Origin of the sequence: Streptomyces sp. 5-10 (assembly GCF_014712245.1) — a bacterium.
Classification (GTDB): Bacteria; Actinomycetota; Actinomycetes; order Streptomycetales; family Streptomycetaceae; genus Streptomyces; species Streptomyces violaceusniger.
Map to the genome: position 1 here is coordinate 1 of NZ_JACVYG010000172.1, position 2072 is coordinate 2072.

Genomic DNA, 2072 nt, shown 5'->3' on the forward strand with positions numbered 1-2072 from the left:
CGACGACGAACACGCCGTGTCCACCGTCACCGCGGGCCCCTCAAGACCCAACGTGTAGGAGATACGGCCCGACACGACCGATGTCGCGCTGCCGGTCAGCAACTGTCCCTCAAGGCTCTCGGGGATCTCCCGCAGCCCGGTTCCATAGCCGGAGGTCGTGGTTCCGACGTAGACACCGATCTGGCTGCCACGCACGGATGCCGGATCGATACCGGCCCGCTCGAACGCCTCCCAANCACGGATGCCGGATCGATACCGGCCCGCTCGAACGCCTCCCAAGAGGTCTCCAGCAGCAGCCGCTGCTGCGGATCCATGGTGAGCGCCTCACGGGGCGAGATCCCGAAGAACCCGGGGTCGAACTCCCCCGCGTCATAGAGGAACCCACCCTCACGGGCGTAGAACGTCCCCGAACGGTCAGGGTCCGGGTCATACATCCCCTCGACATCCCAGCCGCGATCGGACGGGAAGGAGGAGATGGCGTCACCGCCGCTCTCCACCAGCTGCCACAGGTCCTCCGGGCTGCGCACCCCGCCGGGGAATCGGCAGCTCATGGAGACGATCGCGATGGGTTCGTCGTCCGCGCCGGACCCGGCCACGGTCCCGGACCCGGCGGCAATCGCCGGGGACGACGCCCCCAGCACCTCGGTCCGCAGATACGCGGCGAGCGTGCCGGCGCTGGGGTAGTCGAAGACCAGCGTGGCGGGCAGGCTGAGACCGGTCTCGGCGGCCAGCCGGTTGCGCAGGTCGACCGCGGTCAGCGAGTCGAAGCCCAGATCGCGGAAGGCCCGGCTCGGCTCGACCATCTCCGCGGACGCGAAACCGAGCACGGCGGCGGCGTGCTTGCGCACCAGATCGAGCAGCGCCCGGTCCCGCTCCCCCTCGGTCAGCGGCTTCAGCCGCTCGCGCAGCTGCGCCCCGGCGGCCTCGGCCCTCTCGCCGTCGTTCCCCTTCGTCTCCAGCCGCTGGACCTCTTCCAGCTCGCTCAGGAACCGGCTGTGCCGGACTGCGGTGAACGCCGGAGCGAACCGCTCCCAGACCACGTCCACGACCGTCACCAGACCGTCGTCACCGGCCACCGCGCGCTCCAGCGCGGCGATCGCCAGCTCGGGTGCCATCGCGGGCAGGCCACGCCGCGCCAGCTGCTCCCCCGCGTCGCCCTGGGTCACCATGCCTTCCTCGGCCCACGGACCCCAGGCGACAGAGGTGCCCGCCAGACCCCGCGCACGACGCCGCTCCACCAGCGCGTCCAGGAAGGCGTTGCCGGAGCCGTAGACGCCCTGCTCAGCACCGCTCCACACGGCGGAGATGGAGGAGAAGACCACGAACGCGTCGAGCTCACGGTCGCCGAGCAGCTGGTCCAGGTTGACGGCGCCCGCCACCTTGCCAGACACCGCCCTGGCCGCGTCCGCGAGCTCCGTCTCCAGCAGGGAGGCCGTCATCGTGACCCCCGCCGCGTGCACCACTGCGGTGAGCGGCTGGTGCTCCGGTACGGCGTCCAGGACGGCGGCGAGCGCGTCACGGTCCGCCGCGTCACACGCGGCCACCGTCACCTCGGCACCCATGCCCTCCAGCTCCGCCTTCAACTCGGCGGCGCCCTCGGCCTCGAGACCGCGACGGCTNTGCTCGGCACCGCTGCGGACCAGCCAGCGGGCCACCTGGCCACCGAGCCCGCCCGTGCCACCGGTCACCAGCACCGTGCCACGCGCCCGCCACGAGATCTCCTCGCCGGCGGTCTCGGCCGACCGCACCAGACGACGCGCGAACACACCCGAGCCACGCACCGCCACCTGGTCCTCACCGCCTCCGGCGGACAGCACACCGGCCAGTCGCGCCGCGCCGCGCGCGTCCAGCGACTCGGGCAGATCGACCGCACCGCCCCACAGCTGGGGCAGCTCCAGCGCGGCCGCCCGGCCCAGCGCCCAGACCATCGCCTGCGTCGGGCTGGTGAGCCGGTCCGAACGGCCCACCGACACCGCGCCCCGCGTACCGCACCACAGCCGGGCCGGGATCTCGGCCCGCACCATGGCCCGCACCAGCACCAGGGTCAGCGCATAGCCGCCCGACAGCGCCGG

Annotated in this window: 1 pseudogene; it reads right to left on the reverse strand. The window is 72.8% G+C overall.

Features of this window, described 5'->3' with window-relative positions:
* Positions 1–2072, reverse strand: a pseudogene (locus IEJ02_RS50655) (beta-ketoacyl reductase); the annotation flags it as partial.